Source organism: Myceligenerans halotolerans (genome assembly GCF_054782975.1).
The window spans coordinates 63,061-87,918 of record NZ_BAAGRL010000026.1; the positions used below are offsets into that span (position 1 = coordinate 63,061).

Sequence of the window (24,858 nt, forward strand, 5' to 3'; positions counted from 1 at the left end):
GCACCCCTCAGGGTGCCTCCGACTCGGCGCGGCTCTTCAGCCCCGCGAGTTCGGTGTCGACCAGCCGGCGCGTGCGCTTCCTGGTCACCAGGCCGAGCAGACCCGCGAACGAACCGATCTGGGTGATCGTGAGCGTCACGCGCGCCCGGCCCTGGCCGGCCTGCTCGACGACGTGCTCCGCCTGGGTCCGCATGCCCGGCACGGCACTGGTCCAGCCGAACTTGCGGGGCGGGTCCCACTCGTCGATCGTCCAGATCGCGAGCGGCAGGCCGGGCTGCTCGATGCGTACGGCCGTGCCGACACCCGGTGGCCGCGGGCCGTCGACGATCCGGACGGACGTCATCGAGGGCGTCCAGCCGGGCATGCCCTCGACGTCGGACAGGACCTGCCAGACGGCCTCGGGCGGAGCGGCGACCTCGGCGGACACCGAGTAGGAGGACATCAGCCGGCGGCGCTCGCGTCGCGCCAGTCGATCCAGGCCTTGACCTTCGACAGGTCGTAGTCCGGGCCGTTCACCCCGATCGTGAGCAGGGTGACGCCGGCATCCAGCATGGCGGGACCCTGCTCCGCCGGGTCGCCGTCGACGCCCGCGGACCGCTCCACCAGGGCGGCGGTGTCACGCCCGATGGCGGCCCCGTGCTCGTCGAGGATCGCCGACTTGGCGGTGATCGTCGCGGCGTCGCCGAAGCCGTGCCAGATGTTCGCGTGCTCGGCGACGATCCGGAGCGTCTTCTTCGGCCCGCTGCCGCCGATCATGATCGGGATGTCGCGCGTCGGCGCCGGGTTGCCGGCGGCCAGGCGGCTCGTGATGCGCGGCAGGTCCTCGCCGAGCTTCTTGATGCGGGAACCGGCGGTGCCGAACTCGTAGCCGAACTGGTCGTAGTCCTTCTCGAACCAGCCGGCGCCGATACCGAGGATCAGGCGACCGCCCGACATGTGGTCGACGGTGCGGGCCATGTCGGCCAGCAGGTCCGGGTTGCGATACGAGTTGCAGGTGACCAGCGCGCCGATCTCCACGCGTTCGGTCTGCTCGGCCCAGGCGCCGAGCATGGTCCAGCACTCGAAGTGCTTGCCCTCCGGGTCGCCGTAGAGCGGATAGAAGTGATCCCAGTTGAAGATGACGTCGACACCCATGTCCTCGGCGCGCAGGACGGCGTCGCGGATCTGGGAGTAGTCGGCGTGCTGCGGCTGGATCTGGACTGCGATGCGAACAGGGCGATCGGTCATGGCGTCAGGCTACGCCGGAGGGCCGTGGAAGTTCGCGGGATCGGCTTTCGGCGAACGCGGGAATACAGGCCGTGCGGGCAGGTCAGGAGTGTGCCCTCGCCGACGCGGTCCTGCCGGCGGGGGCGGGGGCGTCAGGTGCGCGACGCGACGACGAACACCCTGCGGAACTCCAGCGGGGTCTCGTAGGGCCGCTCGGGGTAGGCCTCGCGCAACGCGGCGCCGTAGTCCTTCTCGAACCGCTCGCGGAGTGCGGGGTCCGCGTCCTGGAGCGCGTGGAGCGTCGGCTGGGCGCCGGTCGCGCTGATCCAGCGCAGCACCGGATCCGGCCCCTGGAGGACGTGGGTGTACGTGGTCTCCCACGCGTCGACGGTCCAGCCCGGGACCGCGAGCAGGCCGAGATATCCCACGGGGTCCTCCGTGGCCCGGCGGGGCACCGGCGCGCCGAGCGCGGAGGCGTACGGCTCGCGCGCGGCGACCTCGCGCAGCAGCAGGTGCGACGGCGCGTCGTGGTTGCCGGGAACCTGGAACGCGAACACCTGCCGCGCCGTGTCGCGCAGGGCGGGCAGGAGGGCCCGGTGCTCCGGCACCCACTGCAGCGCCGCGTTGCTCACCACGACATCCGCGCCCGTCACCGCCACGCGCCCGGCCGCGTAGTCGCCGATGTCGCCCTCGAGGTAGGCGGTCCCGGGGTCGAGCTCCCGTGCCCGCTCGATCATCGCGGGCGAGGAGTCGATGCCCGTCACGGTGGCATCCGGCCAGCGCGACCGCAGCACGCCGGCCAGGTGTCCTGGTCCGCACCCCAGGTCAACGATGTCGGACGGCGTCGCGTCACGGGCGGCCAGCAGCTCCGCGACGCGGGCGACCAGGTCACGGAACGAGCGCGACCGCTCGTCGGTGAACTGCAGGTACCGGGTGGGGGACCAGTCGGCCATGAGAACCCTCTCGCTCGATGTCAACTATCTTGACATCAAGATATACCGTGCTCGTACGCCCAGCGGGCCACCTCGACGCGGTTGCGTGTGCCGGTCTTCGTCATGATCGCCGCCAGGTGCGTCTTGATCGTGCTGAGCCCGAGATGCAGCTCGCCACAGATCTCGCCGTTGGTCCGGCCCGCGGCGACAAGGCGTAGCACCGACGTCTCGCGGCCGGTGAGCGGCGCCGCCGGCGGGCGCGGGGGCTCGCCGGGCGCGGACCCGGCGAAGTGCGCGAGCAGCCGCACCGTGACCGCCGGGTCGATGAGCGCGTCACCGTCGGCGGCGGCATGCACCGCTTGCGAGAGCAGGGCGGGCCCGCCGTCCTTGAGCAGGAACCCGCGGGCCCCCGCGCGCAGGGCGGCGTGCACGTTCTCGTCCAGGTCGAACGTCGTGATGACGACGACCGCCATGGGGTCGGCCACGTCCGGTCCCGCGAGCAGTCGTGTGGCCGAGACCCCGTCGAGCACCGGCATGCGGATGTCGAGGAGGCAGACGTCGGGGAGCAGCCGGCGTGCCTCGCTCACGGCCCGCGCCCCGTCCGCCACGTCCGCGACGACCTCGATGTCCGGCTGCGCGTTCAGGATCGTGCACAGGCCGGTACGCACGATCTCCTGATCGTCGGCCACCAGGACGCGGATCGTCATCGGGCCTCCTCGCCTCGCTGCCGGTGCTGGTTCTGCCCGGCCGGGACCGGCAGCACCGCGTGCACGGTCCAGCCGCGATCGTCGCCCGGCCCGGCCGTGAGCGTGCCGCCGAGCGCGCGAGCCCGCTCGTTCATCCCGGTCAGCCCGAATCCCGTGTCCGACGACGACTCGTGGCCGGGTGCGTGCCGGGCGTGCGGCGCGCCCATGCCGTCGTCGTGCACGGTCAGGTCCAGCAGGCCGTCGCGCCGCGACAGCGTGACGGTGATGCGCGTGGCCCCGCGCGCGTGGCGGCGGGCGTTGGCGACGGCCTCCTGGGCGATGCGGACGACGGCCGTGCTGGTGGCCGCGGGGAGTGGTTCGACATCGTCGGCGAGGCTCAGGCGTACGGGTGGCGGGCCCGGATCGGCCAGGTCCTGGAGGCGGTCCAGCCCGCGTGTCAGCTCCCGCGGCGTCTCGCTGCGCAGCACTCCGACCAGGGATCGCATCTCCGCCAGGGCGCGGCGTGCCTCGGCCTCGACCAGGCGGAGGGCGTCGACGGCCGCGGCCTGGCCTCCGGACCCCGCCGCCGCGCTGACCTGGCCCGCCTGCGCCCGGACGGCGACGGCGGACAGATGGTGGGCGACGGTGTCGTGCAGGTCGCGGGCGACGGCCTCACGCTCGCGCGCCCGGACGCGGTCCAGCTCGCGGGCCCGCGCCGTCGATCGCTGACGTGCCACCTCGCCGACGAGCGCGACGAGGACGACGAAGGTGGCGCCGCCGATCGCGTCGTCGACCCCGCCCACACCCGCGACGACGGACAGCGCGACGCCGGCGGCGATCAGGGGCGCGCCCGCCAGGATCGCGCGGCCGGAGCCCCAGCGGAAGAGCGCGTACGGCGCGAGGATCATGACCACCGCGGAGTACATCGTGGTGGATCCGTGTCCCGCGACGATGTCGGCGAGGTCGTGCGCCCCGCCGATCCCGAACGTCCAGGCGACGACCGCGAACGGGCGCACACGCCGCCACGGGAGCGCGGCGAGGGCCGCGAGCGTGGCCAGCGCGGACGCCACCGGCCACGCGAGGTCCGGGCGGACCACCGCCTCGACGACGGCACCGGCCGCCGCGACGCCCACGACGATCCAGTCGGGCCGTCCCGGTGGTGCGGCACCCGGTGCGGCGGGTCGACGGCGGGCGGCGCCGAGCGGGCGCCGGAGCGCCTGCCCGTCCGCGGTCCGCATACCGGTGATGGTAGTCATCGGACGATGCGCTCAGGGTGCCGGCGGCGGATGACCCGTTCCGCCACCAGGGCGTTGATCGCCCAGGCGAGGACCATGAGGAAGGTGAAGACGACCGGCATCTCCGGGTCGTCGGGCTGCGGTCGCGCGATGGCGAGCCACGGCCCGAGCAGCACCGCCTGCGTTCCGGCGCCCGTCGCCAGCGCGTAGGCGCGGGTCATCCAGGCGCCGTGCGTCACGTAGTCGTGCCGCAGCAGTGCGCGGACGGCCAGGACGATGCCGGCCACCATGACCGTCCCGACCACGTAGCGGGCGCCGTTCACCACCACGGTGTCCTTGTCGGGCAGGTCGTAGAACGCCGTCATCCACAGGCCGGTCAGCGCGGTCACCAGTCCCGCCGGGATCAGGACGGTACCGGCGGCCCGGTGCCAGCCGTTGTGCCGCCGCCGGAAGCCGGGGGAGAACTGCAGGGCCCCCAGCAGGGAGTAGATCGTGACGGCCACGATGTGCATGAGGACGGGCACCGGGGCCTCGACGAACCGGGCGTTCTCCTCGGTGACCGCCGGGTCGCCGGCGAGCTCGGCCATGCGGGAGGCGCCGCCGAGGGCCGGGACGAGGGACAGCAGTACCAGACCGGACGGGATGAGCCAGTCGGCGGGACGCGATCGGGGACGGGCGGCCGGGCGGGTGGTCGTGGGGGACATGCCCCGAGTCTTCGCCGGTGACGCCCGGCCCGGTATCGGCCATCCGGCCGGACCTGGCCGACCGGATGGCCGGTCCGAGAGGCGGCCGGCGCCGGGCCGCGGGAGCCCTGCCCCAGGGCGCCCGGCCGTCTCGTCACGGCAGCAGCAGGACCTTGCCCGTCGTCGCGCGGCCCTCGAGCGCCCGGTGTGCCTCGGCGGCGTCCGCGAGCGGGAACCGCGCCCCGATCCGGACATCGAGGCGGCCCGCGGCGGCCGCGCCCAGCACCTCCGCCGCCCGCCATTCGAGCTCGCCGCGCGTCGCGAGGTAGTGCTGGAGCTTCGGCCGGGTCAGGTAGAGCGAGCCCTTGCGGTTCAGGAGCTGGGCGTCGAACGGCGGGACAGGTCCGGAAGCGCCGCCGAACAGCACGAGCATGCCGCGCCGCCGGAGCGAGTCCAGCGAGGCGTCGAAGGTCGCCCGGCCGACGCCGTCGTACACGACGTGCACGCCCGCGCCGTCCGTCAGGTCGCGGACGACCGCGGGCAGCTCGGTCGTGAGGTCGGACATCGCGGCGTAGTCGATCGTGTGCGCGGCGCCCGCCCCCGCCGACAGGGCCGCCTTCTCGGGCGTCGAGACCGTCGTGATGACGCGCCCGCCCCGTGCCGTGGCGAGCTGCGTCGCCAGGAGCCCGACGCCGCCCGCGCCGGCGTGCAGCAGCACGTCGTGCCCCGGGCCGACCTCGAACGTCGAGGCGACCAGGTAGTGCGCCGTCATGCCCTGCAGGGGCAGCGCCGCCGCGGTCTCGAGGTCGAGGCCGGCGGGCACCCCGATCGCCTGTGCGGCGTCGACGACGGCGAGCTCCGCGTAGGATCCCGGGCCCTCCGCCCACGCGACCCGGTCGCCGACGGCGAACCCGTCGACGTCGTCCCCGACCGCCTCGACCGTACCGGCTCCCTCCGAGCCGACGACGTGCGGGAACTCCATGGGATACAGGCCGGACCTGCGGTAGGTGTCGATGAAGTTCACGCCGGCCGCCGCGACGCGGACCAGGATCTGCCGCGGACCGGGTACGGGGTCGGCAACCTCGTCGTAGGACAGGACCTCTGGCTCGCCCGCCGCGCGGGCCACGACTGCATGCATGCTGCGACCCTACGACGCCGGCCGCCGCGCGCTCGACGGCGCCACTCGACGTACCCGCCGGCGGACGGCGGTGGACGACGGCGGTCCGGGCGCCGCCGGCGGGTACCGTGTGGTCCGTGACCCGCACCATACGACCGCTGACGGACGCCGACTGGCCACTGGTCTGGCCGATCGTCGAGGCCGTGTGCCGCGAGGGCGAGACGTACGTCTACCCGACGGACATCACGGAGGAGCAGGCTCGCGGCTACTGGCTGGAGCCGCCACCCGGCGCGGTCGTCGTGCTCGAGGACGACGGCGAGATCCTCGGCACCGCCAAGATGGGCCCGAACCGCCCCGGCCACGGCGACCACATCGGGACCGCCTCGTTCATGGTCGCCGAGGCGGCCCGCGGTCGCGGAGTGGCACGCGCGCTGGGCGAGCACGTCATCGCGTGGCACCGCGAGCACGGTTTCCGCGGCATCCAGTTCAACGCGGTGGTCGAGTCCAACGCGGCGGCGGTGCACCTGTGGCGGAAGCTCGGGTTCGAGATCGTGGGGACCGTGCCCGGCGCGTTCCGCTCACCTGCGCACGGCGAGGTCGGCCTGCACGTGATGTTCCTGCCGCTGGCCTGATCCGGGGCGGCCGCGACCTGCGGCTACGCGTGCCGGGAGTTCTCGTGCCCGAGGTGCCCGGCGGGCTCGAGCTGGAACGTCGAGTGCTCGACGCTCACCGCGAACTCGGTGGCGACGCACTGCTGCAGCGCGTCCAGCACCTGGGGCGCGCAGCCGTCCCGGAAACAGGCGTCGTGCACGACCACGTGGGCCGACAAGGTCGGCAGGCCCGTGGCGACGAGCGAGGCGTGCAGGTCGTGCACCTCGGCGACGTGGTCCTGCGCGAGCAGGCGGGTCCGCACCGCCTCCAGGTCGAGCCCGGGCGGCGCGGACTCCAGGAGCACCGAGGCGGTCTCGAGGAGGAGCTTCACGGCGCGCGGCACGATGAGCGTGGCGATCGCCAGAGCCGCCACGGCATCGGCCCGCTGCCAGCCGGTGGTCGCGATCACCACGGCCGCGACGATGACGCCGACGGAGCCCAGCGCGTCGTTCAGCACCTCCAGGAACGCGGCGCGCAGGTTGAACGACGCCGAACGCGCGCCGGCCAGCACCGCCAGCCCCGCGAGGTTCCCGGTGAGCCCGACGACGCCGAAGACCAGCAGCTCGACGCCGGGTACCTCGGCGGGCTCGAACAGCCGCAGCACGCCTTCGACCAGCGCGTAGACGCCGACCGCGAGCAGCACGGCGGCCTGGGCGAGGGCGGCGAGCACCTCGGCGCGGCGGAAGCCCCAGGTGCGTTGCGGGGTGGGCGGGCGGAGCGCGAGCGTGGCGGCGACGAGCGCGATGCCGAGACCCGCGACATCGGTCAGCACGTGCGCCGTGTCGACCAGCAGCGCGAGGCTGCCGGTGAGCCAGGCGCCGACGGCCTGGGCGACGAGAACGGCGGCGCCGATGCCGAAGGCGACGGCGAGGCGCCGCCGGTGGCCCGGAGTGGCGGGATCGCCGGCGTGCGCGTGATCGTGTGCGTGCTCAGTCATCGTGGTCATCCTCGGACAGCGCGCCCTCCCCTGGCTACCGGGAGGCACGTTGTCCACAGGAGGGTTGAGCCCTGCCGAATAACTATGTAGACTCCCGAATATGTCTTCCACGATCCGTGTCGCCGTCGCGGGTGCCTCCGGGTACGCGGGCGGCGAGATGCTGCGGCTGCTCGCCGCCCACCCCCGGGTGGAGGTGGGCGCGGTGACCGCGCACACGTCGGCCGGCTCGGCCCTCGGCGAGCACCAGCCGCACCTGCGCTCGCTCGCGCACCGCGTCATCGAGCCCACCACGCCCGAGGCGCTCGCCGGGCACGACGTCGTGGTGCTCGCCCTGCCGCACGGCGCGTCGGGCGAGATCGCGGCCCAGCTGCCCGGCGACACGCTCGTCCTGGACCTCGGCGCGGACCACCGCCTCACCGACGCCGATGCGTGGCGGACGTTCTACGGCAGCGAGCACGCCGGCGCGTGGCCGTACGGCCTGCCCGAACTCATCCTCGCGCCGGGGACGGGCGGGGACCCGGCCGCCAGGCAGCGCGACCGTCTCGCGGGCGCGACCCGTATCGCCGTCCCCGGCTGCAACGTCACGGCCGTCACGCTCGGCCTGCAGCCCGGTGTCGCGGCCGGGCTGATCGACCCGTCGGACGTCGTCGCCGTCCTGGCCAACGGGTACTCCGGCGCCGGCCGGAGCCTCAAGCCGCATCTCCTGGCGAGCGAGGGGCTCGGCTCGGCCCAGCCGTACGCCGTCGGCGGCACGCACCGGCACATCCCGGAGATCGTGCAGAACCTGCGCGCCGCGGGCGCGCCCGGCGTGCGCCTCAGCTTCACTCCCGTCCTCGTCCCGATGGCGCGCGGCATCCTCGCCACGGCCACCGCCCCGCTGGCCGGCGACGTCGGCCCCGCCACCGCGGCGCACGCGGTCCGCCAGGCGTGGGCCGAGGCGTACGACGACGAGCCCTTCGTCCACCTCCTGCCCGAGGGCCAGTGGCCCGGCACCGGCATGGCGCAGGGGGCCAACACGGCCCTGATCCAGGTCGCCGTCGACGAGGCCGCGGGCCGCGTGGTCACCGTCACCGCCATCGACAACCTGGTCAAGGGCACCGCCGGGCAGGCGGTCCAGGCCATGAACATCGCGCTCGGCCTGCCGGAGACCAGCGGCCTCGACACCGAGGGCGTCGCGCCGTGAACGCCCGGCGCGGGCCCGCTGCCCGCCCGAGCGCCGTCGCCGGCCCGATCGCCACCCCCAGTACCGCCACCCCGAGCACCACCCCCAGTACCGCCACGACAGGAGGAGCACAGTGAGCGTCACCGCCGCCCAGGGGTTCCGGGCTGCCGGCATCACGGCCGGGCTCAAGGCGTCCGGCAGGCCGGACCTCGCGCTGGTCGTCAACGACGGCCCGCAGTTCGCCGCCGCCGCAGTCTTCACGTCCAACCGCGTGGTCGGCGCCCCGGTCACGTGGTCACGCCAGGCGGTCAAGGACGGGGCGGCGCGCGCCGTCGTGCTCAACTCGGGCTCGGCCAACGTCTGCACCGGGCCTGGCGGCTTCCAGGACGCGCACGCGACCGCCGAGGCGGTCGCCGACGGCCTCGGCATCGGCGCGATCGACGTGCTCGTCGCCTCGACCGGCGTCATCGGCGTGCGCCTGGCCCGCGAGAAGCTGCTCGCCGGCATCCCCGTCGCGACGGACGCCCTGTCGGACGACTCGGCCGCGGGCCAGGCCGCCGCCGCCGCGATCATGACCACCGACACGGTGTCCAAGACCGCGACCCGCACCGTCGTGACGCCGGACGGCGTGGTCACGGTGGGCGGCATGGCCAAGGGTGCCGGCATGCTCGCGCCAGCGCTGGCCACGATGCTGTGCGTGATCACCACGGACGCCGTCGTCCCGCACGAGGAGGCCGACGCGGCGCTCCGGGCGGCCACCCGCGTCACCTTCGACCGCGTGGACTCCGACGGCTGCCAGTCGACGTCGGACACCGTGGTGCTCATGGCCTCCGGGGCCTCCGGCATCGCGCCGGACCGTGACGCGTTCGCGGCCGCCGTCCGGGAGGTCTGCGCGGACCTCGCCCGGCAGCTCCTGTCCGACGCCGAGGGCGCCGCCCACGACATCGCCATCACGGTGCGGAACGCGACCACCGAGGACGCGGCGCTCGCAGTCGCGCGGGCGGTGTCGCGGTCCAACCTGGTCAAGACGGCGATCTTCGGCAACGACCCCAACTGGGGCCGCATCCTGGCGCAGGTCGGCACGGTGCCCGAGGAGGTCGCGCCCTTCGACCCCGAGGCGCTCGACATCTCCGTCAACTCCGTCAAGGTGTGCCAGGCGGGTGGCGCTCACGAGTCGCCGGACAAGGTCGACCTGGCCTCGTCCCGCGAGGCGGCGATCGACATCGACCTGCACGCGGGCGACGCCGAGGTCACCCTGTGGACCAACGACCTCACGCACGCCTACGTCGAAGAGAACAGCGCGTACACCTCATGACCAGTGACATCGTCGCCGCGCTCACGCCCGACCAGAAGGCCGAGGTCCTGGTAGAGGCGTTGCCGTGGCTGCAGGAGTTCGCGGGCGCGCTCGTCGTGATCAAGTACGGCGGCAACGCCATGGTGCGCGACGACCTCAAGGTGGCGTTCGCGCAGGACATGGTGTTCCTGCGGCAGGTGGGGCTGAAGCCCGTCGTCGTGCACGGCGGTGGCCCGCAGATCAACGCGATGCTCGAACGTCTCGGCATCGAGTCCGAGTTCCAGGGCGGGCTGCGCGTCACCACCCCGGAGACCATGGAGGTGGTGCGCATGGTGCTCACCGGCCAGGTCTCGCGCGAGCTCGTCGGCCTCATCAACGCCCACGGCCCGAACGCCGTCGGCCTGAGCGGCGAGGACGGCGGCCTGCTCGGCGCCGCGCGGCGGCACGCCACCGTCGACGGCGAGCCGGTCGACGTCGGCCTCGTGGGCGACGTCGTGCAGGTGGACCCGCGGGCCGTGCAGGACCTGCTGGATGCGGGCCGCATCCCCGTGGTGTCCACCATCGCGCCCGATGTCACCGACCCGACCCAGGTGCTCAACGTCAACGCCGACACCGCCGCGAGCGCCCTCGCGGTGGCGCTGGGTGCGAAGAAGCTGATCGTGCTGACGGACGTGGAGGGCTTGTACACGGCGTGGCCGGACAGGAGCTCGCTGGTGGAGCAGATCACGGCTCTGGAGCTGCGGGCGCTGCTGCCGAGTCTGGCGTCGGGGATGATCCCGAAGATGGAGGCGTGCCTGCGGGCGGTCGACGGTGGTGTGCCGCGTGCGACGGTGATCGACGGCAGGCAGCCGCACAGCGTGCTGCTGGAGGTCTTCACGGCGCGCGGGAACGGGACGATGGTGGTGCCGGTGCCGTCCGGCGGGGCCGGGTGGGGGACGGATCGCGAGGAGATGCCGAAGGTGGTGCCGGAATGAATGATCTGACGACGGCGGGTGTTGCCGCGGGGCCGGTGCGTGGCTCGCGGGGAGCGATGGAGCCGGGCGAGGCCACGGGTGCTGCCTGGACGGAGCGTTACGCGGGCGCGGTGATGGACACGTTCGGTCCGCCGCAGCGTGTGCTGGTGCGTGGTGAGGGCGCGTACGTGTGGGACGCGGACGGGAAGCGGTACCTGGACCTGCTGGCGGGGATCGCGGTGAACGCGCTGGGGCATGCGCATCCGACGCTGACCGCGGCGATCAGCGCGCAGCTGGGCACGCTGGGGCACACGTCGAACTTCTTCGGGACGCCGACGCAGATCGCGCTGGCCGAGCGGTTGCTGGCGCTGGCCGGTGCGCCCGCGGGGTCGCGGGTGTTCTTCACGAACTCGGGGACGGAGGCGCTGGAGGCGGCGTTCAAGATGACGCGGCGGGTGCCGGTGTCGTCGGACGACGCATCGTCGGGCAAGGCGTCGTCGGGGGCGGGCCCGGCCGGCCGCTGCCGCACGCGGGTTCTCGCGCTGGAGGGCGCGTTCCACGGCCGGTCGATGGGCGCTCTGGCGCTCACGTACAAGCCCGCCTACCGGGAGCCCTTCGAGCCGCTTCCCGGTGGTGTCGAGCATCTGCCGTTCGGGGACGCGGCGGCGCTGGAGGAGGCATTCTCCCCGGAGGTCGTCGCGCAGCGCGGTGAGGTGGCGGCGTTCGTCGCCGAGCCGGTGCAGGGTGAGGCCGGTGTGCGTCCGCTGCCGCCGGGGTACCTGGCGCTGGCGCGCCGGCTCACGCGGGAGCACGGGGCGCTGCTGGTGCTGGACGAGGTGCAGACGGGGATCGGCCGGACCGGTGAGTGGTTCGCGTTCCAGCACCCGGACGTCCTGGGCCCGGCGGGCACCGCCGGATCCGCCGGCGCGGACGTCCTGCCCGATGTCGTGACGCTCGCGAAGGGACTGGGCGGCGGTTTCCCCGTGGGCGCGGTGATCGCGTTCGGCGAGGGACCCGCCCGGCTGCTCGGCCGGGGACAGCACGGCTCGACATTCGGCGGGAACCCGGTCGCCTCGGCGGCGGGGCTGGCGACGCTCGGCGTGATCGAGCGGGACGGACTGCTCGCGCAGGTGCGGGCGACCGGTGAGCTGCTGCGCCGTGAGATCGAGGGCAGCGGCAACCCCCTGATCTCGGGGGTGCGGGGGCGGGGGCTGCTCCTCGCGGTGCGGCTCGCCGAGCCCGTGGCCCCGCAGGTCGTCGCACTGGCGCTGGAGGCGGGGTTCATCGTGAACGCCGTCGCGCCCGACGCCGTCCGTCTCGCCCCGCCGCTCATCCTGACCGCCGACCAGGCCCGCGAGGCCGCCGCGTTCTTCGCCGGCCTGCCCGCCGCACTCGCCGAGCACACCGAGGAGACCTCATGACCGCCCGTCACTTCCTGGCCGACGACGACCTCACGCCCGCGGAGCAGCGCGAGGTCCTCGATCTCGCCATGGCACTGCGCGCCGACCGGCTCGCCCGTCGTCCCCTGGAGGGACGTCGTGACGCGCCCGGCGCGATCGCGTTCATCACGGACAAGCCCACGCTGCGCACGCAGCTCTCGTTCGCGGGCGCGATCGCGGACCTCGGCGGGCAGCCGATCGTGGTGGACGGCAACCTGGCGCAGATCGGCAAGCGGGAGTCGGTGGAGGACACGGCGCGCGTGCTGGGCCGGCAGGTCGCCGCGATCGTGTGGCGCACCTACGCGCAGGACCGCCTCGAGACGATGGCGGCGCACGCGGGCGTCCCCGTCGTCAACGCCCTCACCGACGCCTACCACCCCTGCCAGATCCTGGCAGACCTGGTCACGATCGCGCAGCACTGCGGGGGAGTGGCCGCGCTCCCGGGCACCACGCTCGCGTACGTGGGCGATGCCGGGAACAACATGGCCGCCTCCTACCTGCTCGGTGGCGCCACGGCCGGCCTCCACGTGCGCGTCGGCGGACCCGAGGGCTTCCAGCCCGATCCCGAGGTGCTCGCCCGCGCCTCCCGCATCGCGGGGACCACGGGCGGCTCGGTCACGTCCGTCACGCACGCCGAGGCGGCGGTGGCCGGGGCGGACGTCGTCGCCACGGACACCTGGGTGTCCATGGGCGACGACGGCGCCGGGCGCGAGACCGTCTTCGAGCCCTACCAGGTGAACGCCGACCTGCTCGCCGGGGCCGCCCCGGACGCGATCGTGCTCCACTGCCTTCCCGCCTACCGCGGCAAGGAGATCACCGAGGAGGTCCTGGAGGGCCCCCGGAGCGTCGTCTGGGACGAGGCCGAGAACCGGCTGCACGCCCAGAAGGCGCTGCTCGCCTGGCTCCTGGAGGAAGGCGCGCGCTCATGACCGGCGCACCACGACCGCCGTCGGACGTCCGGCCGGTCGCCGACCAGACGTGGGGCGGTGACACGCCCACCGGCACGGTCACCGTCCCGACCACGAAGGCCGCGCGGCACGCGCGCATCCTGGACATCATCACGCACACCGCGATCCGCTCCCAGGCCGACCTGGCCAGGGCGCTCGCGGCCCACGGCGTGAAGGTCACCCAGGGCACGCTGTCCCGCGACCTCATCGAGCTGCGGGCCGAGAAGGTGCGCGGCGCCGACGGCTCCCTCGTCTACGCCGTGCCCGGCGAGGGCGGGGACCGCAGCGTGCAGGCCGACCAGGACGCCGAGTACCTGGCGGCCCGGCTCGCGCGGCTGGCCATCGAGCTCCTGGTCTCGGCGGAGGCGTCGGGCAACCAGGTGGTGCTGCGCACCCCGCCCGGGGCCGCGCAGTACCTGGCCTCCGCGATCGACCACTCCCTGTTCCCGGGAGTGCTCGGCACCATCGCCGGGGACGACACCATCCTCGTGATCGCCCGCGACGCCGACGGCGGCACCGAGCTGGCCCAGCGCCTGCTCGCCCTGTCCGCCTGAACGCGCCGGCTGACACACCCTGCTTGAATCGAAACCAACGAACCACGGAAGAGAAGAACCAATGACCGAACGCGTCGTGCTCGCCTACTCGGGAGGCCTGGACACCTCCGTCGCCATCGGCTGGATCGGTGAGGCCACCGGGGCCGAGGTCGTCGCCATGGCCGTCGACGTCGGCCAGGGTGGCGAGGACCTCAACGTCATCCGCAAGCGCGCGCTGGACTGCGGCGCCGTGGAGGCCTACGTCGCCGACGCGCGCGACGAGTTCGCGGACGAGTACTGCATGCCGTCCCTGCAGGCCAACGGCCTGTACCTGGACAAGTACCCGCTCGTGTCCGCGATCTCGCGCCCGCTGATCGTCAAGCACCTCGCCCGCGCCGCCCGCAAGTTCGGCGCCACCACCGTGGCGCACGGCTGCACCGGCAAGGGCAACGACCAGGTGCGCTTCGAGGTCGCCACGACCTCCCTCGCCCCGGACCTGAAGACGATCGCACCCGTGCGCGACCTCGCCCTCACCCGCGAGAAGGCCATCGAGTACGCCGAGAAGAACGACCTGCCGATCGCGACCACGAAGAACAACCCGTTCTCCATCGACCAGAACGTGTGGGGCCGCGCCGTCGAGACCGGCTTCCTCGAGGACATCTGGAACGAGCCCACCAAGGACGTGTACTCCTACACGGACGACCCGACCTTCCCGCCCGTCGCCGACGAGGTCGTCATCACGTTCGAGCAGGGCATCCCGGTGGCGATCGACGGCATCGCCGTCACCCCGCTGCAGGCGATCCAGGAGATGAACCGCCGCGCCGGCGCGCACGGCATCGGCCGCATCGACATCGTCGAGGACCGCCTCGTGGGCATCAAGTCCCGCGAGATCTACGAGGCCCCCGGCGCCATGGCGCTCATCGCCGCCCACCAGGAGCTGGAGAACGTCACCGTCGAGCGCGAGCAGATGCGCTTCAAGCGGCAGGTCGAGCAGCGCTGGACCGAGCTCGTGTACGACGGCATGTGGTTCAGCCCCCTGAAGAAGTCCCTCGACGCGTTCATCCTCGACACGCAGAAGTACGTGTCCGGCGACATCCGCATGCTGCTGCACGGCGGCCGCGCCACCGTCACCGGGCGCCGGTCCGACTCGTCCCTGTACGACTTCGGCCTGGCCACCTACGACGAGGGCGACACGTTCGACCAGTCGCACGCCAAGGGCTTCATCGAGATCTACGGCCTCGCCGCCAAGCAGGCCGCCGCCCGCGACGCGAAGTTCGGCCACGCGGAGGACCTCGGATGAGCGACGCCGTCCCGCCGCCCGGCGGTGGTTCCGGGCCTGGCGGCCCCGGCCCGGCGCGCGACGTCGTGCCGGGCGCCGGGCCGGGTGCCGCGGCCGCCGCGGGCGGCCCGGCACGCGGCACCCAGGTCGCCTCCGGCAAACCGGTCGCCCTGTGGGGCGGCCGGTTCTCCGGCGGCCCCGCGCCGGAGCTCGCCGCCCTGTCGCAGTCGACCCACTTCGACTGGAAGCTCGCCGGCTACGACATCGCCGGCTCCCGCGCGCACGCGCGCGTCCTGCACGTGGCCGGGCTGCTGACCGACGACGAGCTCGCCGGCATGAACGACGCGCTCGACGTCCTGCTCGCAGACGTCGAGTCCGGCGCCTTCCTCCCCGTCCTCGGTGACGAGGACGTGCACACCGCGCTCGAACGCGGCCTCATCGAACGCGCCGGCGACGACCTCGGCGGCAAGCTCCGCGCCGGACGGTCCCGCAACGACCAGATCGCCACCCAGGTACGCATGTACCTGCGCGACCACGCCCGCGTGATCGCCGCCCAGGTGCTCGACCTCGTCGACGCGCTCATCGAGCAGGCCGACGCGGCCGGCGACGCGCCCATGCCCGGCCGCACCCACCTGCAGCACGCCCAGCCCGTGCTGCTCGCCCACCACCTTCTCGCGCATGCCTGGCCGCTGCTGCGCGACGTCGACCGGATCATCGACTGGGACGTGCGCGCCGCCCGCTCCCCGTACGGGTCCGGGGCGCTCGCGGGCTCCTCGCTCGGGCTCGACCCGGCCGCGGTGGCCGGGGACCTCGGCTTCGACGGCCCGGTGGAGAACTCGATCGACGGGACCGCCGCGCGCGACGTCGTCGCCGAGTTCGCTTTCGTGGCCGCGATGATCGCCGTCGACCTGTCCCGGCTGTCGGAGGAGATCATCCTCTGGAACACGAAGGAGTTCGGGTTCGTCACCCTTGACGACGCGTGGTCCACCGGGTCGAGCATCATGCCGCAGAAGAAGAACCCGGACATCGCCGAGCTCGCCCGCGGCAAGGCGGGCCGCGTCATCGGCGACCTGACCGGCCTGCTGGCCACGCTCAAGGGCCTCCCGCTCGCGTACAACCGCGACCTGCAGGAGGACAAGGAGCCGGTCTTCGACCAGGTGGAGGCCCTCACCGTCCTGCTGCCCGCCTTCACCGGCATGGTCTCCACGCTCACCTTCCACACCGGCCGGATGGCCGAGCTCGCCCCGCAGGGATTCGCGCTGGCCACCGACATCGCCGAGTGGCTCGTGCGGCAGGGCGTGCCCTTCCGCGTCGCGCACGAGGTCGCCGGCACGTGCGTGCGCGAGTGCGAGCAGCGCGGCATCGAGCTGTGGGACCTGACCGACGGCGACCTGGCCCGGATCTCGGAGCACCTCACCCCCGAGGTGCGGGCCGTGCTCACCGTCGAGGGCTCCCTCGCCTCGCGCGACGCCGTCGGCGGCACCGCGCCGGCCCGTGTCACGGAACAGATCGAGCAGGCCAAGGAACGCTCCACCGAGTACCGCCTCTGGGCCCAGCCCCTGGACGACTTCCCTGCCCCGGAGCAGCTCCCGGACGACGAATGACCGTCACGCCCGAGGTCCTGGGCGGCCTCCTGGACCGGGTCCGGTCCGTCGACGCACGTCTGATCTGCGTCGACGGACCGGCCGGCTCCGGCAAGACGACGCTCGCCGCCCAGCTCGCCGACGCGCTCGAAGCACCCGTGGTGCACATGGACGACCTCTACGAGGGCTGGGAGCCGGGACCTGGGGGCGGTGCCACGAACCTCCGCGTCTGGGTGCTCGACCCCCTCGCCGCGGGGGAGCAGGCCCGGTACCGGCGCTACGACTGGGTCGATCGGCGCTGGGCCGAGTGGCACGAGCTCCCGCCGTCGGCCCACGTGATCGTCGAGGGCTGCGGCTCCGCCGCCCGCCAGGTCGACACCTTCCCCGGTGGTGTCCTGCGGATCTGGGTCGAGGCCGACGACGAGGAACGCCTCCGCCGAGGCATCGCTCGCGACGGCGAGGAAGCCCGCGACCACTGGATCCGCTGGATGCAGGACGAGACGGAGCACTTCGCGAGCGAGAACACCCGCGCTCGCGCCGACGTGCGCCTGGACGGTTTCGGCAGCCTCGCGCCGTAGTCGGCGCCTGACATCTTCCGCGGCTAGGGCCTTGGGGAGCGACGGCAACGGGCGACCCGCGCAGCCGGTGACGATCACGAGCATCGAACTGCGGTAGCCCGATCGGCAGAACCGGACCCGCGGTCAGCCCACACCTAGATCAACAATGCCTTGCTCTGCTAGGGTTCCAATCCCTAGCAGACCTAGGCATTGGAGAACCTGAGTGCACATCGACAAGGACCTGGTCGCGGCGTCGGCCACCCCGCTCGTCCTCGGCATCCTCGCCGACGGCGAGTCCTACGGGTACGCCATCCTCAAACGCGTCACCGAACTGTCCGGCGGCCGCATGCAGTGGACCGACGGCATGCTCTACCCCCTGCTCCACCGCCTGGAACGACAGGAACTCATCGCAGCCTCCTGGGGCACCGCCGACAACGGCCGCCGCCGCAAGCACTACGCCATCACCCCGGCCGGGCGCGAGGCCCTCGCCGAGCGCCAGGAGCAGTGGAGCGTCGTGGCCGACGCGCTCAAGCAGGTCTGGCGGGACCTGTCCGACGGCCTCCCCGCCCCCGGGTTCCCCGGCCCCCGGACCGCGGAGGGCTGGGCATGAGGAACGACACCGGCGGCCGGCCCGGCCTCGAAGCCCAGATCGACCAGTGGCGCGGCTTCGTGCGTCGCCGCCGCGCCATCGCATCACCGGACGTCGAGGAAATGGAGGACCACCTGCGCGAACAGGTCGCGGACCTGAACGCGGGCGGCCTCGACGACGACGAGGCGTTCCTCGTCGCCGTCAAGCGCATGGGCAACCTCGACGACGTCTCCCGCGAGTTCGCCCGCGAGCACTCCGACAGGCTCTGGAAGCAGCTCGTGCTCTTCCCGCCCGAAGGAGCCGACGCCGGCCCCCCGCGCGGCCTCCGCAGGTTCCGCGACCTCGGCGTACTCCTGGCGCTGGCGATCGGCGCCGGCATCGCCCTCAAGATCCTCCTCGCGACCGTCACCGACGAGACGACCCTGCTGCTCAACGGACCGTTCCTCGTCCTGCCCTTCCTCGCCGGGTACTTCGCCTGGAAGCGCACGCTGCCACTCCGCACAGCAGTGGTGCTCGTCGCCGCAGCCGCCGCACTCGCCCTGATCGTCAACCTCTACCCGTTCGACCTCGGCGATCCGGCCGACCCCTACCCGGAACCCGGCATGACCGTCATCCTCGCCGGCCTGCACGCCCCCATCGTGCTGTGGCTGCTCGTCGGCGTCGTCTACGCCGCCGGATCCTGGCGCTCCGACGCCCGCCGCATGGACTACGTCCGCTTCACCGGGGAACTCCTCGTCTACCTCGCCCTCATCCAGCTCGGCGGGATGGTCCTCGTCGGCCTCACCTTCGGCGTGCTGGGCCTGGTCGGCGTCGACTTCGAACCCTTCGTCGAGGACTGGCTCCTGCCGTTCGCCCTCCCCGGCGCCCTTCTGGTGGCCGCCTGGCTCGTCGAGGCCAAGAAGAGCACGATCGAGAACATCGCCCCGGTCCTGGCGCGCGTGTTCACCCCGCTCGCGGCCTTGATGCTGCTCGCCATGTTCGTCGCGATGCTCGCCGGCGAACCCCTGAGCGCCGTCGACCGCGAGCTCCTCATCCTCATGGACGCGGTGCTGCTGCTCGTCCTGTTCCTCCTGCTGTACTCGATCTCCGCCCGCGACCCGCTCGCCCCGCCCGGGATCTTCGACTGGCTCCAGCTCGTGCTCGTCGGCACGGCGCTCGCGGTCGACGCCGTCGGCCTCACGGCGATGCTGATCCGCATCGCGGAGTTCGGCTTCACGGCCAACAAGGTCGCCGCGCTCGGCCTGAACCTCATCCTGCTCGTCCACCTCGCCTGGGCGGGCCGCCTCACCCTCGGACTCGTCCGCGGCACCCGCACCTTCGCGGCCACGGAACGCTGGCAGACCCGCTATCTCCCGGTCTACGGCGCCTGGGCGGCGATCGTCGTGCTCGCCTTCCCGCCGGTCTTCGGCTTCGCGTAGAGGTCGCGACGGCGCCGTCCGCCACGTGGCCGTATTCACGCCCGGGGACCGTCCTGACCAGCGATGTCGCATGTTACGGTCAACCAAATCCGACAAGTCGTAGGGGGAACGATGAGTAAACGTCTGCGTGTGACGGTCGCGGCGGGGGCCGTCGCCGCCTGCCTGGCCATGACGGCCGCGGCCACGGCGGGCGCCGCCCCGGCCGCCGAGGTGCAGGCGGTTCGGGCGGCGGACACACAGGCCGCGCTCGACATGGCGAACTTCGAGCTCCGGCCCAACTCCAACGGAGACCTCCTGCAGGAGCGGGTGAACCGGCTCGATGCGGAACTGCCGAACGTCGGCGTCGGTGCCGTCATCGCGGAGGCGAACCGCACCGGGCGGCTGGAGCCGGGCATCGCCTGCAATTCCAAGGCGTCCGACGAGGTCCAGCGGGTCGCGCAGAGCTTCTGCTTCAACGGCCCCGACAACGCGACCGAGAAGTGGTACCCGCAGGGGGTCACGACGATCGCCGATGCCCAGGACGACAAGTTCTGGGGCGAGACGAACCAGCCGATCCTGGTGAGCTGGTACGACAAGGAGAAGAACGGTACGCCGGAGAAGGGCGTCCGCGTGACGTTCATCGACGGGACCACCGGGAAGTACCGTCACGTCCTGCTGGTGTACCCGCGGCGCGACACGAGCTTCGGCAACCCCACGTACGAGAGCGTGAAGACGGAGCAGACCGCCGACGGGACATCGCTGCACGCCGGGGGCATCGTCTGGTACGGCAACTTCCTGTACGTCGCCGACACGGGCCGCGGCTTCCGCGTGTTCGACATGCGCCACATCTACGATCTCAAGGCCGCGGACAACGGGTCCGTCGAGGACTCCGACCGGGTCGGCCGGCACTCCAACGTCTACTACGGGCACGGGTACCGCTACGTGATGCCGCAGGTGGCGTCCTGGACCGGCACGGCGCCCAAGGACGACACGCGTTGCCCGGCGAACCCGGACCGGATGCGGTTCTCCTACGTGGGTCTCGACCGCAGCGGGCTGGACCACATCGTCGCCGGTGAATACTGCAAGAGCAGCGACGCGCACGACGGACGGGTCGCCGCGTGGCCCATCGCGGAGTCGATCACGGCGGACGGCAAACACCAGATCACCGACACGGGGTACCGGTGGCAGGCCGACGCCGCGCACCAGCTCCCACATCCTCACATCCAGGGTGCGGTTCGCTTCGACTCCCGCTGGTATCTCAGCCGGAGCCGCGGCGACGACGAGAGCGGAACGCTGTACCAGACCACCCCGACCAGTACCGGCGCGACGACGCTGACGGTGGACAAGGAGCAGCACACCGGCGTCGGTCCGGAGGACCTGTCGCACTGGGAGGTCGGAACCGGCGGCACCCAGCGCGGGACGATCTGGACGGTCACGGAGCACCCGGACATGCGGATGGTCTACGCGGCGTATCCCCCGGAGATCGACGGCTGACAATGGGCGGCATGCGCGCCTTCTTCGACCGCCCCGTTCTCGACGTCGCCCGGGACCTGCTCGGTGCCCGCCTCACGGTTCGTTCCGTGGCGGGCGCCGTCACGGTCCGGCTCACCGAGGTCGAGGCGTACGACGGCGAGACCGACCCCGGCTCGCACGCCTACCGCGGCCGCACCGCCCGCAACGCCACGATGTTCGGCGCGGGCGGCCACCTGTACGTGTACCGGCACCTGGGCCTGCACCACTGCGCCAACATCGTGTGCGGGCCCGAGGGGAAGGCCTCGGGCATCCTGCTGCGCGCGGCCGAGGTGACCGACGGCGTCGAGCTCGCCCGCGAGCGCCGCGTCGCCGCCGGCGTGGTCCGCGCCGACCGGGACCTGGCGCGCGGCCCCGCCCGCCTGACGGTCGCCCTGGGGATCGACGCGTCCGACGACGGCGCGGACGTCACGGCCCTGGAGGGCCGCATCACGCTGGAGCCGCGTCCTGGGCCGCCGTTCTCACCGGCGGCCTCGCCGGTCCTGGCGACCGAGCCTGCCGAGCCTGCCACGGCGAGCGGCCGGGGACCGGGCGATATCCGGACCGGTCCTCGCGTGGGCGTGTCGGGCGACGGCGGCCGTGCGGACCTGTTCCCCTGGCGCTTCTGGCTCGCCGGGGAGCCCACGGTCAGCGACTACCGCGCGGCGGCTCTGCGACGTCGTCGCGCGGCGGACGGCATGGCTGCGGACGCGTCCACGACCGCCTGACGCCCGGCCTGCAAGCCGAGCTCGCCCCCGGCCCCGGCGGCGTGCGCGCAGCGCGGCGTCGGGCGAGCCCTGGCGTCCGGGTCCGGTCCGGCGCGACGAGAATTCACGCCGCCGCCGAGGCCTACTGCACGAGCTGCCGCCGGGCCTCGGTCAGCAGCGCGTCCGCGACGGCGTCCAGCGTGGTCGAGCGCAGCCGCCACTGCTGCAGGTACAGGCGCACGTCCACCGACGGCGCGGCGGGATCCAGCGGCACGACGTCGTCGGCGGACAGGACGGGGCCGGTGCGCAGGTCCTGCACCATGCCCCAGCCCAGGCCGAGCCGGATCGCCTCCAGGTACTCGGGCGTGCTGGGCACGTAGGTGCGCGGGGGAGCCGGCAGCGGGGAGCCGGTCCGCGCGGAGTACTCGCGCAGCCACTGGTCCTGCAGGTCGTCGTACCGGTTGAACACGAGCATCGGGGCGTGGGACAGCGCCTCGGCCGTGACACCGGCGGGGAACCAGCGTTCGAGTACCTCCGGCGCGGCCATCGCCCGGTACGGCATCACACCGAGCGGCCGCGACGTGCAGCCCTGCACGGGTTCCGGCTGGGCGGTGATCGCGGCCATGACGATGCCCTGCGGCAGCAGGTCGACCGTCCGCTCCTGGTCCTCGCGGTGGATGTCGAGCACCACCCCCGGCACACGGGCCAGCGCGGGCAGCACCCAGGTGGCGAGCGAGTCGGCGTTGATCGCGATGGGGACGCTGACGGGCCGCGGCGCCGCCGGGCCGTCGCCGGTGTCGTCCAGGCCCGGCCCGAGCCCGGCCGCATGCAGTTCGGCCGCCGCCTCCGCGGCGAGCAGGTCCGACTGCCGGGCCAGGCGCAGGAGCGTCCGCCCCGGCACGGTCGGCGTGACGGGCCGGGTGCGCCGCACGAGGACCCCGCCGGCGACGTTCTCCAGCGCGCGGATGCGCTGGCTCACCGCCGACGGCGTCACGTGCAGCACTCGCGCGGCCCCCTCGAACGAGCCCTCGCCGACGACGGCGGCCAGCGCCTCGAGCTGTGCGGAATCCCAGCGCATGACACCGATCCTAGCCCTGAATGAAGCGCTGCTTCACCAGGTACAGAAACATTCGCTGGACTTCATCGTGCGCGCGGGCTTTCCTGGACGGCATGACCGCTGCACTGCTCGCCGGACTCGGATTCGGCCTCTCGCTCATCGTCGCCGTCGGCCCGCAGAACGCGTACGTGCTGCGCCAGGGTGCGCTGCGCGACCACGTCGGACTGGTGGTGCTGCTGTGCGCGGCGTCCGACACGGTGCTGATCACGGCCGGGGTGGGAGGCATGGGCAGCGCGATCCAGGCCGTCCCGTGGCTGGTCGAGCTGATGCGGTGGCTGGGTTTCGCCGTCGTGCTCGGCTACGGCGTGCTGGCGGCGACCCGCGCGGTGCGCGGGTCGGGGGCGCTGCCCGTGCCGGACGACGGCGGAGCCGCCGCGGCGCGGTCCCGGACCCGTGCGCCCGAGAATCCCGCCGTGGCCGAGGGCACCGCCACGTCCGGCGACGGAACCGGCGTACCCCACACCTCTGCCACGCGGACAGGCGCTACGCGGACGGCGACCGCTCCGGCCGGTGGCTCGGCCGGCCTCGCCGTGCGCGTACCGGCCGGGCGCCGGCTGGCGGTGGCCGGTACGGCGCTCGCCCTGACCTGGCTGAACCCCCATGTGTACCTCGACACGCTCGTGCTCATGGGCGGGATCGGCTCCACCTACGGGGAGTCGCGCTGGTGGTTCGCCGCCGGTGCGGTGTGCGCGAGCTGGGCATGGTTCGCCGGGATCGGGTTCGGCGCGGCCCGCCTGTCCGGTGTGCTCGCGCGGCCCGCCGCCTGGCGAGTACTCGACGGCGTGATCGCCGTCATCATGGTGACGGTCGCGGCCGGTCTGATCCTGGGCGGGTGAGGAGCGGTCAGCCCGCGGCGGGCCGCACCTTCTCGGGGTGGTCCGCGGCCGGACCGGGCACCGGGTGCCCGTCACCACCGTCACCACCGTCAGCCGCGGCTTCCGCGTCGTGCCCCGCACCGTCCGGCGCCACGTCGATCCGGGCGAGCGACCGCCGCGCGGCGGGGACCGCGAGGATCGCCCCGACCACCGCGAACAGCAGCAGCCCGGCCACGACCAGCAGCGACTCCACGGAGAACCGGTCGGCCAACGGCCCGAACACCACCATCGACAGCGGCATCGCGACGGTCATGACGATCCCGACGAACCCGAACACGCGGCCCTGCATCTCGGGCTCCACGCGCTCCTGGATGATCGTCATCGACGGCGTGCTCTGTGCGGCGAACATGATGCCGATCGCCAGGCCGATCACGAAGAACACCCACATGTTCGTGGAGATCCCGAGGCAGAAGACCAGCACGCCCGTGGCGAGCACCGATCCGACGAGGAGCCGCACCCGGCGCTTGATCCGCGGCCCGACCACGGCCATCACCAGGCCGCCCAGCAGCATGCCGGACCCCCAGAACAGCTCGTTGGCGGTCAGCTTCCACACCTCGTCGCCGAAGGTGCGGGTCACCATCAGCGGCGTGAGGTAGCTCGGAGCCCCGACCAGGAACATGGTGAGCGCGAACAGGATCATGAGCCAGCGGATCGGCGAGTGTGCCCGGATGTACCTCACGCCGGCGGTCAGGTCGCCGAAGTAGCTGACGGGCGCGTCGCCGGAGTCCCGCCGCACCAGCCGCGGCACGGCGACCAGCGCCAGCATCCCCACGCCGAGCAGTGCCGTGACGACGTCGAGGAAGAACACCGTGACGATGTCGAAGTTCGCGTAGACGGCGGCCGCCGCGGCGGGCGCCACGAGCATCATCCCGGACTGGACCGACTGGAACATGCCGTTCACCCGCATGAGCTGGTCGGGCGGTGTGATCTGCGGGATCATCGCGCTGACCGCCGGCGTCTGGATGCCCGCGAAGACCGACCGCACGGCCAGCGCCGTGTAGATCACCCACAGCGAGTCGACGCCGGACACCATGAGCAGCGCCAGCCCGAGCGTCGCCAGGGCGATCACCGTGTCCGAGCCCATGATGAGGAACTTGCGGTGATGCCGATCGGCCCACACGCCACCGAAGATCGACACGAACGCCTGCGGCAGCATGCCGAACACGATGCTCAGCATGAGTACCGATCCGGATCGTGTCTCGATCGTCAGGTGCCACATGACCGCGAACATCACGATCATGGATCCCAGCAGGGAGATGGTCTGCCCGACCAGGAACAGGGCGACCTTCTTCTTCCAGCCGGGCAACGCCGCCCCGGCCTGCGGCTCGGCGACAGGCTCCGGCGCCGGGGTCTCGCTCACGTTCACGCTCATGTCCTGTCCGACGCCGCCCGACGCCGAAACTCATCGGCGCGCCATCCTTTCGTGTCCTTCGACCATCGCCCGTCACCGCTCCCACCGCCGCGGGACGA

General features: G+C 73.0%; 25 protein-coding genes. 15 read left to right on the forward strand and 10 right to left on the reverse strand.

Going from position 1 to position 24,858, the window contains the following annotated elements; all coding sequences use genetic code 11:
- Positions 1 to 7: 7 nt before the first annotated feature.
- The 7 genes from ACYVK5_RS17715 to ACYVK5_RS17745 all read right to left on the reverse strand — a co-directional run bounded on the left by ACYVK5_RS17715 (position 8) and on the right by ACYVK5_RS17745 (position 5,880).
- A complete protein-coding gene (locus ACYVK5_RS17715; RefSeq protein WP_460707278.1) occupies positions 8 to 442 on the reverse strand; it encodes an SRPBCC family protein in 435 nt (144 codons plus the stop codon).
- Positions 442 to 1,227, reverse strand: a complete 786-nt coding sequence (locus tag ACYVK5_RS17720; RefSeq protein WP_460707279.1) for an LLM class F420-dependent oxidoreductase — start codon at positions 1,225 to 1,227, stop codon at positions 442 to 444. Before ACYVK5_RS17720 ends, ACYVK5_RS17715 begins: the two co-directional genes overlap by 1 nt.
- 131 nt (positions 1,228 to 1,358) lie before the next feature.
- Positions 1,359 to 2,159: a methyltransferase domain-containing protein gene (locus tag ACYVK5_RS17725; RefSeq protein WP_460707280.1), complete on the reverse strand. Its 801-nt coding sequence runs from the start codon at positions 2,157 to 2,159 to the stop codon at positions 1,359 to 1,361.
- A gap of 35 nt (positions 2,160 to 2,194) precedes the next feature.
- Positions 2,195 to 2,845, reverse strand: coding sequence for a response regulator (locus tag ACYVK5_RS17730; protein WP_460707281.1), 651 nt, complete (start codon positions 2,843 to 2,845; stop codon positions 2,195 to 2,197).
- Positions 2,842 to 4,062, reverse strand: a complete 1,221-nt coding sequence (locus tag ACYVK5_RS17735; protein WP_460707282.1) for a sensor histidine kinase — start codon at positions 4,060 to 4,062, stop codon at positions 2,842 to 2,844. The genes ACYVK5_RS17730 and ACYVK5_RS17735 overlap by 4 nt, the downstream gene beginning before the upstream one ends.
- A 14-nt stretch (positions 4,063 to 4,076) precedes the next feature.
- A complete protein-coding gene (locus ACYVK5_RS17740) occupies positions 4,077 to 4,763 on the reverse strand; it encodes a DUF2306 domain-containing protein (RefSeq protein ID WP_460707283.1) in 687 nt (228 codons plus the stop codon).
- Positions 4,764 to 4,896: 133 nt separating this feature from the next.
- A complete protein-coding gene (locus ACYVK5_RS17745; RefSeq protein ID WP_460707284.1) occupies positions 4,897 to 5,880 on the reverse strand; it encodes a quinone oxidoreductase family protein in 984 nt (327 codons plus the stop codon).
- A 116-nt stretch (positions 5,881 to 5,996) separates the two neighbouring features.
- On the opposite strand from ACYVK5_RS17745, the gene ACYVK5_RS17750 reads away from it, so the two are divergent.
- On the forward strand, positions 5,997 to 6,491 hold the full coding sequence (locus ACYVK5_RS17750; RefSeq protein ID WP_460707285.1) for a GNAT family N-acetyltransferase: 495 nt from the start codon (positions 5,997 to 5,999) through the stop codon (positions 6,489 to 6,491).
- Positions 6,492 to 6,514: 23 nt separating this feature from the next.
- On the opposite strand, the gene ACYVK5_RS17755 is transcribed toward ACYVK5_RS17750, so the two are convergent.
- Positions 6,515 to 7,447, reverse strand: coding sequence for a cation diffusion facilitator family transporter (locus ACYVK5_RS17755; RefSeq protein WP_460707286.1), 933 nt, complete (start codon positions 7,445 to 7,447; stop codon positions 6,515 to 6,517).
- A 100-nt stretch (positions 7,448 to 7,547) separates the two neighbouring features.
- Here ACYVK5_RS17755 and argC point away from each other — a divergent pair, with 100 nt between their 5' ends.
- The 13 genes from argC (at position 7,548) to ACYVK5_RS17820 (ending at position 21,417) form a co-directional block, all read left to right on the forward strand.
- Entirely contained in the window at positions 7,548 to 8,630 is a 1,083-nt protein-coding gene (gene argC, locus ACYVK5_RS17760; RefSeq protein ID WP_460707287.1) for an N-acetyl-gamma-glutamyl-phosphate reductase, read from the forward strand.
- A 112-nt stretch (positions 8,631 to 8,742) separates the two neighbouring features.
- Positions 8,743 to 9,924 (forward strand): bifunctional glutamate N-acetyltransferase/amino-acid acetyltransferase ArgJ, encoded by a 1,182-nt coding sequence (argJ, locus tag ACYVK5_RS17765; protein WP_460707288.1) that lies wholly within the window; start codon positions 8,743 to 8,745, stop codon positions 9,922 to 9,924.
- Entirely contained in the window at positions 9,921 to 10,877 is a 957-nt protein-coding gene (gene argB, locus ACYVK5_RS17770; protein ID WP_460707289.1) for an acetylglutamate kinase, read from the forward strand. Before argJ ends, argB begins: the two co-directional genes overlap by 4 nt.
- Before the next feature lie 56 nt (positions 10,878 to 10,933).
- Positions 10,934 to 12,277 (forward strand): acetylornithine transaminase, encoded by a 1,344-nt coding sequence (locus ACYVK5_RS17775; RefSeq protein WP_460707318.1) that lies wholly within the window; start codon positions 10,934 to 10,936, stop codon positions 12,275 to 12,277.
- Entirely contained in the window at positions 12,274 to 13,224 is a 951-nt protein-coding gene (argF, locus tag ACYVK5_RS17780; protein ID WP_460707290.1) for an ornithine carbamoyltransferase, read from the forward strand. The genes ACYVK5_RS17775 and argF overlap by 4 nt, the downstream gene beginning before the upstream one ends.
- Positions 13,221 to 13,796, forward strand: a complete 576-nt coding sequence (locus ACYVK5_RS17785) for an arginine repressor (RefSeq protein ID WP_460707291.1) — start codon at positions 13,221 to 13,223, stop codon at positions 13,794 to 13,796. The genes argF and ACYVK5_RS17785 overlap by 4 nt, the downstream gene beginning before the upstream one ends.
- 61 nt (positions 13,797 to 13,857) lie before the next feature.
- Positions 13,858 to 15,075, forward strand: coding sequence for an argininosuccinate synthase (locus ACYVK5_RS17790; protein WP_460707292.1), 1,218 nt, complete (start codon positions 13,858 to 13,860; stop codon positions 15,073 to 15,075).
- Positions 15,072 to 16,658, forward strand: a complete 1,587-nt coding sequence (gene argH, locus ACYVK5_RS17795) for an argininosuccinate lyase (RefSeq protein WP_460707293.1) — start codon at positions 15,072 to 15,074, stop codon at positions 16,656 to 16,658. Before ACYVK5_RS17790 ends, argH begins: the two co-directional genes overlap by 4 nt.
- Positions 16,655 to 17,215: a uridine kinase family protein gene (locus tag ACYVK5_RS17800; RefSeq protein WP_460707294.1), complete on the forward strand. Its 561-nt coding sequence runs from the start codon at positions 16,655 to 16,657 to the stop codon at positions 17,213 to 17,215. The genes argH and ACYVK5_RS17800 overlap by 4 nt, the downstream gene beginning before the upstream one ends.
- 202 nt (positions 17,216 to 17,417) lie before the next feature.
- Positions 17,418 to 17,804 carry a PadR family transcriptional regulator gene (locus tag ACYVK5_RS17805; RefSeq protein ID WP_460707295.1) on the forward strand — a complete coding sequence of 129 codons (387 nt, stop codon included), beginning with the start codon at positions 17,418 to 17,420 and terminating at the stop codon, positions 17,802 to 17,804.
- Entirely contained in the window at positions 17,801 to 19,201 is a 1,401-nt protein-coding gene (locus ACYVK5_RS17810) for a permease prefix domain 1-containing protein (protein WP_460707296.1), read from the forward strand. The genes ACYVK5_RS17805 and ACYVK5_RS17810 overlap by 4 nt, the downstream gene beginning before the upstream one ends.
- Before the next feature lie 111 nt (positions 19,202 to 19,312).
- Positions 19,313 to 20,674 carry a hypothetical protein gene (locus ACYVK5_RS17815; RefSeq protein ID WP_460707297.1) on the forward strand — a complete coding sequence of 454 codons (1,362 nt, stop codon included), beginning with the start codon at positions 19,313 to 19,315 and terminating at the stop codon, positions 20,672 to 20,674.
- Positions 20,675 to 20,685: 11 nt separating this feature from the next.
- A complete protein-coding gene (locus tag ACYVK5_RS17820) occupies positions 20,686 to 21,417 on the forward strand; it encodes a DNA-3-methyladenine glycosylase (protein WP_460707298.1) in 732 nt (243 codons plus the stop codon).
- A gap of 121 nt (positions 21,418 to 21,538) precedes the next feature.
- Here the strand turns inward: ACYVK5_RS17820 and ACYVK5_RS17825 are convergent, their stop codons facing one another.
- Positions 21,539 to 22,474, reverse strand: a complete 936-nt coding sequence (locus ACYVK5_RS17825; protein ID WP_460707299.1) for a LysR family transcriptional regulator ArgP — start codon at positions 22,472 to 22,474, stop codon at positions 21,539 to 21,541.
- Between the two features lie 92 nt (positions 22,475 to 22,566).
- On the opposite strand from ACYVK5_RS17825, the gene ACYVK5_RS17830 reads away from it, so the two are divergent.
- On the forward strand, positions 22,567 to 23,349 hold the full coding sequence (locus tag ACYVK5_RS17830; protein ID WP_460707300.1) for a LysE/ArgO family amino acid transporter: 783 nt from the start codon (positions 22,567 to 22,569) through the stop codon (positions 23,347 to 23,349).
- 7 nt (positions 23,350 to 23,356) lie between these two features.
- On the opposite strand, the gene ACYVK5_RS17835 is transcribed toward ACYVK5_RS17830, so the two are convergent.
- Positions 23,357 to 24,748, reverse strand: coding sequence for an MFS transporter (locus ACYVK5_RS17835; RefSeq protein WP_460707301.1), 1,392 nt, complete (start codon positions 24,746 to 24,748; stop codon positions 23,357 to 23,359).
- Positions 24,749 to 24,858: the final 110 nt, after the last annotated feature.